The sequence below is a fragment of the Halomonas sp. B23F22_20 genome (assembly GCF_043496985.1).
Taxonomy (GTDB): Bacteria; Pseudomonadota; Gammaproteobacteria; order Pseudomonadales; family Halomonadaceae; genus Halomonas.
The window spans coordinates 1-7,400 of the sequence record NZ_JBIEKH010000045.1 but is presented as its reverse complement, the minus strand read 5'-3'; the positions used below and the strand labels follow the sequence as shown (position 1 = coordinate 7,400).

At 66.8% G+C, this 7,400-nt stretch carries 5 protein-coding genes; 1 reads left to right on the top strand and 4 read right to left on the bottom strand.

The features are described from left to right. Window positions 1–191: 191 nt before the first annotated feature. The 4 genes from ACGTN6_RS20325 to ACGTN6_RS20310 all read right to left on the bottom strand — a co-directional run bounded on the left by ACGTN6_RS20325 (window position 192) and on the right by ACGTN6_RS20310 (window position 4,237). On the bottom strand, window positions 192–956 hold the full coding sequence (locus tag ACGTN6_RS20325) for a lysophospholipid acyltransferase family protein (RefSeq protein ID WP_394594852.1): 765 nt from the start codon (window positions 954–956) through the stop codon (window positions 192–194). Beyond that, window positions 953–1,846, bottom strand: a complete 894-nt coding sequence (locus tag ACGTN6_RS20320) for a sugar nucleotide-binding protein (RefSeq protein ID WP_394594850.1) — start codon at window positions 1,844–1,846, stop codon at window positions 953–955. Before ACGTN6_RS20320 ends, ACGTN6_RS20325 begins: the two co-directional genes overlap by 4 nt. Window positions 1,847–1,876: 30 nt before the next feature. Then, window positions 1,877–2,554 carry a single-stranded DNA-binding protein gene (ssb, locus tag ACGTN6_RS20315; RefSeq protein ID WP_394594848.1) on the bottom strand — a complete coding sequence of 226 codons (678 nt, stop codon included), beginning with the start codon at window positions 2,552–2,554 and terminating at the stop codon, window positions 1,877–1,879. A gap of 309 nt (window positions 2,555–2,863) precedes the next feature. Further along, on the bottom strand, window positions 2,864–4,237 hold the full coding sequence (locus ACGTN6_RS20310) for an MFS transporter (RefSeq protein ID WP_394594847.1): 1,374 nt from the start codon (window positions 4,235–4,237) through the stop codon (window positions 2,864–2,866). Between the two features lie 160 nt (window positions 4,238–4,397). Between ACGTN6_RS20310 and uvrA the strand changes: the two genes are divergently transcribed. Then, window positions 4,398–7,268, top strand: a complete 2,871-nt coding sequence (gene uvrA, locus ACGTN6_RS20305) for an excinuclease ABC subunit UvrA (protein ID WP_394594845.1) — start codon at window positions 4,398–4,400, stop codon at window positions 7,266–7,268. The last annotated feature ends 132 nt before the right edge of the window (window positions 7,269–7,400 follow it).

Sequence of the window (7,400 nt, the reverse complement as noted above, 5' to 3'; positions counted from 1 at the left end):
GCGGAGAGCGCGCATTCCATCAAGGCCAGGCACCGGGTGTGCCGTTCATAGGCCGGATATAAGCGTGCAGTCCTCACCTGATGCGTCGTCGCTTCTGGCTTGCACAACGGGACGGGTCCATATAAGCCCAGCTTTGCTGCGCGAGGATCCTCAGGCCTGCCAGGTTCCAGTGGCCGGCAAAGCGGGGCCGTTCAGCTCGCCGCCGTCTCCTGAGGCTCCTTGGCCATCTCGTCCCGCGGCCGCGGTACCTCGGAGATCTCGGCCAGTCGCGCTTCGATCCAGGCCTCGGTCTCGGCCAGAACGTCCTCGGGAGTGCGGCCAACCGTCTCGATCGGCTCGCCCACGATCAGCGTCAGTCGACCGGGATGCTTGACCCAGTGGCGGCCCGGCCAGCGCTCCCCGGCGTTGTGCGCGACCGGCACCACCGGCTTGCCGGCGCGACAGGCGATTACCGCGCCGCTCTTGTTGTAACGCCGGCGCTTGCCGGGCTCGACCCGGGTGCCCTCCGGAAAGATCAGCACCGAGAGCCCCTCCTCGAGCCGGGTCTTGCCCTGGGTTAGCACCTGCTTCATGGCCCGTGCGGGCTTGGAGCGGTCCAGCGCGATGGGATGCAGCAGTCGCAGCCCCCAGCCGAAGATCGGTATGTTCAGTAGCTCCTTCTTGAGCACCGTGCACACAGGCGGCTTGAGCAACTGCAGGTAGACGGTCTCCCACTCGCACTGGTGGTTGGCAAGCAGCACGCAGGGACCTTCGGGTAGCCGTTCGCGGCCGCGGATCTCGTAGTGCACCCCGCAGGCCAGCCGGAACCAGGCGATGATGAAGTGGTTGTAGAGATTGAGCAGGCGATAGCGCGAACGCAGCGGCAACAGCGGCGCCGGCGGCAGGAACAGCACGCCGCACACCAGCATGGCGGCGAAGTAGCCGATGTAGAAGATGATGCTGCGGATCACGCTCATGTCTCGCGGGTCTCCTCGACGGGGCGGGCGTCGTCGTCGCGCGCCAGGCACCAGATGTCGAGCATGCGCCCCACCTCGAGCCGCCAGGGCTTCTGGTGGACGCCGAAGACGTCGAGCACTCGCCGGCAGTTGAGCACGCGGCGCAGCGGCTGATCATGATGGTGACTGAGCGCCTTGACGCCACCGAGTTCGACCTCCTCGCCGCGCCCCTCGAGCCGGGTTTCCAGCTGCGTGCGCACCATCGATACGAAGGTGTAGGCGCTGACCGGCTCGGTGCCGGCAAGATGATAGCTGCCCCAGGCCCCGGCGCCACAGCCCTGCTGCTGAAGAATACCGATCAGCGCCATGGCCACCGAGTCGGCGGAGGTCGGGCAGAAGATCACGTCGGCCTCGGCTCGCAGGCCGCCACCGCTGACCAGGGTATCGAGCAGCTCGCCAAGCCAGGCGTGGCTGCCTTCCAGGGCGAACAGCGGCCCCAGGCGCACGATCAGATGGCGTGGGAGCTCGGCGCGAATCCGGTCGCCGGTGGCCACCAGGCGACGCAGCCCTTCATCGCGGGGCGCCGGTATGACGTGCTCGTCGATGGGGCTTTCGAAGCCATCTTCGTAGAGCTGGTCGGAAACGCACCAGGCCATCGGCACGTCGCGCTCGCGACAGGCCCCCATGCAGGCCTCCACCGCCTCGGCATGGGCGGTGACGGCGGCCGGATCGGCGCTGAGCGGGCGCGACAGCGGCGGAATCACCAGCGCATCGGGACGCACCTCATCGAGCCGCTCGACCGACAGGTCCAGCCCGGGCTCGATGACCAGTTCCACATCACTGCGGCGATTGGCCTCCCGCGCCAGAGCAAGGCTCAGGCAATGGCCGGCATCCAGGATCAGCAGCTTCACGGCAACTCCTCGTGACGGGGCGGCGCAGGATCAGAACGGGATCTCGTCGTCGAAGTCGTCGAAGCTGCCGGGATCCGGGGCTCCGAAGTTGCCGCCCTGCTGTTGGCCACCGCCCTGGTTGGGCGCGGGCTGGGGCGCCGGACGCGTCTGGCCGCCACCCTGCTGCTGGCCACCGAAGTTGCCGCCCTGCTGCTGACCGCCGAAGTTGCCGCCCTGCTGCGGGCCACCCTGGGGTTGGCCATAGTTACCGCCCTGCTGCGGGCCACCCTGGGGTTGACCATAGTTACCGCCCTGCTGAGGGCCGCCCTGGGGTTGACCATAGTTGCCGCCCTGCTGCGGGCCGCCGAAGCCACCGCCCATGTCACCGCCGCTGCGCGAGTCGAGCATCTGCATGTCGTTGGCGACAATCTCGGTGGAGTATTTGTCCTGGCCGTTCTGGTCCTGCCACTTGCGGGTCTGCAGGCGTCCCTCGACGTAGACACGCGAGCCCTTGCGCAGATACTGCTGGGAGATCTCGGCCAGCTTGTTGAACATCACCACCCGGTGCCACTCGGTGCGCTCCTGGCGCTGGCCGCTCTGGCGGTCGGTCCAGGTGTCGGTGGTGGCGAGGTTGAGGTTGGCCACTGCGGTGCCGGACGGGGTGAAACGCACCTCGGGATCCTGGCCGAGGTTGCCGATGAGGATGACCTTGTTGACGCCACGGGCCATGGTTGACTCCTTGATCTTGGCAGAAGACTGCTGGCCGTCGGGGCACACTCAGGTGGTGTGGCCTGGGTTCCCGGAAGGCCCGAATGAATGTGAAGGAAGCACTGAATGACAGCCTGCCGCATGCAAATTGCGTCGTGGCGCGCTGCTCGCCGATTGATTCAACACTTCCTGAACGCTCGCGCCGGGCCGCCCCGGCGTCGAGAAAAACCGATCCCGCCACTATACGCGAGATCCTGGCGGGTCGTCGCCGTCACGACATCCTCGCCCCATGCCGGGGCCATCCCGGCGCAGGCAGTCAGCGTGATATGGTCAACGAAACCCGGTCAGCCGCGACAGCGCCTCGCTATCCAGCCGGGCACGATCGACCTTGAGGTAGGCCAACCGCTCCTCCGGCACCACCAGCACGTCCTCGACCCCGGCCACCGCGGCGAAGCGCGCCATCAGGGTATCCAGGGCATCGTCCTGCTGGTCCTCGGCTAACGCCACCACCTCGCTGGACAGGTGACGCGGCGGGGTCATGCCGAGCATGAGCACGAACCAGGCCAGGCCCAGCACGGCTGCACCGAGGAACACCGCGGTCAAGCCGAATTGCTGGGACAGGAAGCCGCCCAGCACGCCGCCAAGGAAGGCACCCAAGAACTGGCTGGTGGAGTACAGGCCCATGGCCGTGCCCTTGGCACCGGCCGGCGCGAGCTTGCTGATCATCGACGGCAGCGTCGCCTCGAGCAGATTGAAGGCCGTAAAGAAGGCGAACAGCCAGCCCATCAGGACCATCAAACTGCTGCCGGCAATACCCAGCCCCAGCAAACTTGCCACGATGGCGGCGATGGCGCCCAGGCACATCAGCTTCATCTTGCGACGTTTCTCGGCCACGATCACCAGCGGCACCATGGCCACGAAGGACAGTCCCATCACCGCCAGATAGACCAGGCCATGGTGCGCCTCGGCGATGCCGGCGTTGACCAGCCGGAAAGGCACGGCGACGAAGATTGCCATCAGGATAAAGTGCAGGCCGAAGATCGACGCGTCGAGCCGCCAAAGGTCGAGACGCCCGAGAATGCTGTGCAACTGGCCGCGATCCAGGCCAACATCGCGATGGCCACGGCGCTGCGGCGCCTGCGGTACCAGCTTCCACAGCACGACGAGCCCCAGCGCTGCGAGCCCGGCGGTAAACCAGAACACGCCTCCGAGCCCGAAGTGTGCCGAAACCAGCGGTCCCAGAACCATGGCCACGGCAAAGGCCACGCCGATCGACAGGCCAATGGTCGCCATGGCCGCGGTACGCACCTGCTCGCGAGTCTGGTCCGCCAGCAGCGCCATGATGGCGGCGGCCACGGCGCCGCTGCCCTGCAGACAGCGACCAAGGATCACCCCGCCGATGCTATCCGCCTGGGCAGCCACCACACTACCGGTCAGGAACAGCACCAGGCCGCCGGCGATCACCGGCTTGCGGCCGATGCGGTCGGACAGCAGGCCGAAGGGGATCTGAAGCACGGCCTGGGTCAGTCCGTAGATTCCCAGCGCCAGACCAACCAGCAGCGGCGTGGCACCGATCAGGTCGTCGGCCTTGAGGGCCAGCACGGGCAGCACCATGAACAGGCCGAGCATGCGGGTGGCATAGAGCCCCGCCAAACCGACGATGGCCCGCCGCTCGGCGGCTAACAGCAATCTGGCCTTGGACATAGAGATTCCGGGGTTTCCTGAGAGTGGGCGCAGCGCCCGATGACGGACCGCATATTCTAGCGTTTCGTGGCGGCACAGGAAACGGCGCCCCCGGACGACTTTGCCGCGGTTGCTGCCGGCCCCGTATAATTGTCGTTTTGCCGCGGCCCGCGAGGTGGGAATGGACAGGATTCTGGTCAGGGGTGCCCGCACCCACAACCTCAAGCAGATCGACGTGGAGCTGCCCCGGGACAAGTTGATCGTGGTCACCGGACTGTCGGGCTCAGGCAAGTCCTCGCTGGCCTTCGACACCCTCTACGCCGAGGGTCAGCGGCGCTACGTGGAATCGCTGTCCACCTATGCACGGCAGTTCCTGTCGATGATGGAGAAGCCGGACGTCGACCATATCGAGGGACTGTCGCCGGCCATCTCCATCGAACAGAAATCCACCTCCCACAATCCACGCTCCACCGTGGGCACCATCACCGAGATCTACGACTACCTGCGCCTGCTTTACGCCAGGGCCGGTACGCCACGCTGCCCGGAACACGGCGAGGACCTAGAGGCGCAGACCATCTCGCAGATGGTCGACCAGGTCCTGGCCCTACCCGAGGGCAGCAAGCTGATGCTGCTGGCCCCGGTGGTCAGCGGGCGCAAGGGCGAGCACCTGCAGCTGCTCGCCGAGCTGCGCGCCCAGGGCTTCGTCCGCGCCCGGATCGACGGCCAGGTCCTCGAGCTCGACGACATCGCGCCGCTCGACAAGAACAAGAAGCATGACATTAGCGTGGTGGTCGACCGCATCAAGGTCCGCGACGGCCTCGCCCAGCGCCTAGCCGAGTCCTTCGAGACCGCCTTGGGCCTGGCCGACGGCACGGCGGTGATCCATTTCATGGACGGAGAGCGCGACGATCTTGCCTTCTCGTCGCGCTTCGCCTGCCCGGTGTGCGGCTATTCCATCGCCGAGCTCGAGCCCAGGATGTTCTCCTTCAACAATCCGGCAGGTGCCTGCTCGAGCTGCGATGGCCTTGGCGTGCAGCAGTACTTCGACCCCGACAAGCTGATCAGCCACCCCGAGCTGTCGCTGGCCGAGGGCGTGATCAAGGGCTGGGACCGGCGCAGTGTCTACTACTTCAACCAGCTCCAGGCGGTCGCGGACCACTACCGCTTCACCCTGGAGACGCCCTGGCAGGATCTGGCTCGCCACGAGCGCGAGATCATCCTCCACGGCAGCGGCAGCGACGACATCGCCTTCCACTACGTCAACGACCGCGGCCGCAAGGTGACCCGCGAACATCCCTTCGAGGGCGTGCTGCCCAACATGCAGCGCCGCTACCGGGAGACCGAGTCCAGCTCGGTGCGCGAAGAGCTGGCCCGGCATATCGCCGTTCAGCCGTGCCCGACCTGCCACGGCTCGCGGCTGCGCAAGGAATCGCGCCATGTCTACATCGACGACCGCACACTGCCCGACGTGGTGCGCCTGCCGATCGGCGAAGGGCTGGCGTATTTCCACGACCTGGCACTGCCGGGCCGCAAGGGCGAGATCGCCGAGAAGATCCTCAACGAGATCCGCGCGCGCCTCGAGTTCCTGGTCAATGTCGGGCTCGACTACCTCAACCTGGAGCGCAGCGCCGAGACGCTGTCCGGCGGCGAGGCCCAGCGCATCCGCCTGGCCAGCCAGATCGGCGCCGGCCTGGTCGGTGTCATGTACATCCTCGACGAGCCCTCCATCGGCCTACACCAGCGCGACAACGACCGGCTGCTCAAGACCCTCGAGCACCTGCGCGATCTGGGCAACACCGTGATCGTGGTGGAGCACGATGAAGACGCCATTCGCGCCGCCGACCACGTGCTCGACATCGGCCCCGGGGCCGGCGTCCACGGCGGTAGGGTGGTCGCCGAGGGCACTCCGGAGCAGATCATGGCCAGCCCCGAGTCGTTGACCGGCCAGTACCTGTCCGGCGAGAAACGCATCGAGGTACCGCCCTGGCGGATTCCCGGCAACCCCGAGAAGCAGGTAATGCTCAGCGGCGCCCGGGGCAACAATCTCCAGGACGTGACCCTGACCCTGCCGCTGGGGCTGTTCGTGTGCGTCACCGGGGTCTCCGGTTCCGGCAAGTCGACGCTGATCAACTCCACGCTGATGCCGATCGCCGCGCGCGAACTCAACCGCGCTACGGCGCTGAGCCCGGCGGCACACGACAGGATCGAAGGCCTCGAGCACCTGGACAAGGTGATCGACATCGACCAGAGCCCGATCGGCCGCACGCCGCGCTCCAATCCGGCCACCTACACCGGGATCTTCACGCCCATCCGCGAGCTGTTCGCCGGCACCCAGGAGGCGCGCTCCCGGGGCTACAAGCCCGGCCGCTTCTCGTTCAACGTCAAGGGCGGGCGCTGCGAGGCCTGCCAGGGCGAGGGCATGATCAAGGTCGAGATGCACTTCCTGCCGGACATCTACGTGCCCTGCGACGTCTGCAAGGGCAAGCGCTACAACCGAGAGACCCTCGAGGTACAGTACAAGGGCAAGGGCATCGACGAGGTGCTAGAGATGACCGTCGAGGAGGCGCTCGAGTTCTTCGCCCCGGTGCCGGCCATTGCCCGTCGCCTGCAGACCCTGATGGACGTGGGACTGTCCTACATCCGCCTGGGCCAGAGCGCCACCACCCTGTCCGGGGGCGAGGCACAGCGCGTCAAGCTGGCCCGCGAGCTGGCCAAGCGCGACACGGGCAAGACCCTGTACATCCTCGACGAACCCACCACCGGCCTGCACTTCGAGGACATCCGCCAGCTGCTGACCGTGCTGCACCGGCTGCGCGACCACGGCAACACCATCGTGGTCATCGAGCACAACCTCGACGTGATCAAGACCGCCGACTGGCTGATCGATCTGGGCCCCGAGGGCGGCTCCGGTGGCGGCCGGATCATTGCCGAGGGCACGCCGGAACAGGTCGCCAGGCACGAGATCTCGCACACCGGGCGCTTCCTGAAGCCACTGCTGGAGCGGCAAGCCGCGGGCCAGGAGCCGCGCACAGCGAGCACGGCGGAGAGCTGACCAGTAAGCTGGAAGCTGGAAGCTGGAAGCTGGAAGCTGGAAGCTGGAAGCTGGAAGCTGGAAGCTGGAAGCTGGAAGCTGGAAGCTGGAAGCTGGAAGCTGGAAGCTGGAAGCTGGAAGCTGGAAGCTGGA

Bases quoted from the DNA above. Each gene is read 5' to 3' on its own strand.
- uvrA (WP_394594845.1), top strand. From the start codon at position 4,398: ATGGACAGGATTCTGGTCAGGGGTGCCCGCACCCACAACCTCAAGCAG.
- ssb (WP_394594848.1), bottom strand. From the start codon at position 2,554: ATGGCCCGTGGCGTCAACAAGGTCATCCTCATCGGCAACCTCGGCCAG.
- ACGTN6_RS20325 (WP_394594852.1), bottom strand. From the start codon at position 956: ATGAGCGTGATCCGCAGCATCATCTTCTACATCGGCTACTTCGCCGCC.
- ACGTN6_RS20310 (WP_394594847.1), bottom strand. From the start codon at position 4,237: ATGTCCAAGGCCAGATTGCTGTTAGCCGCCGAGCGGCGGGCCATCGTC.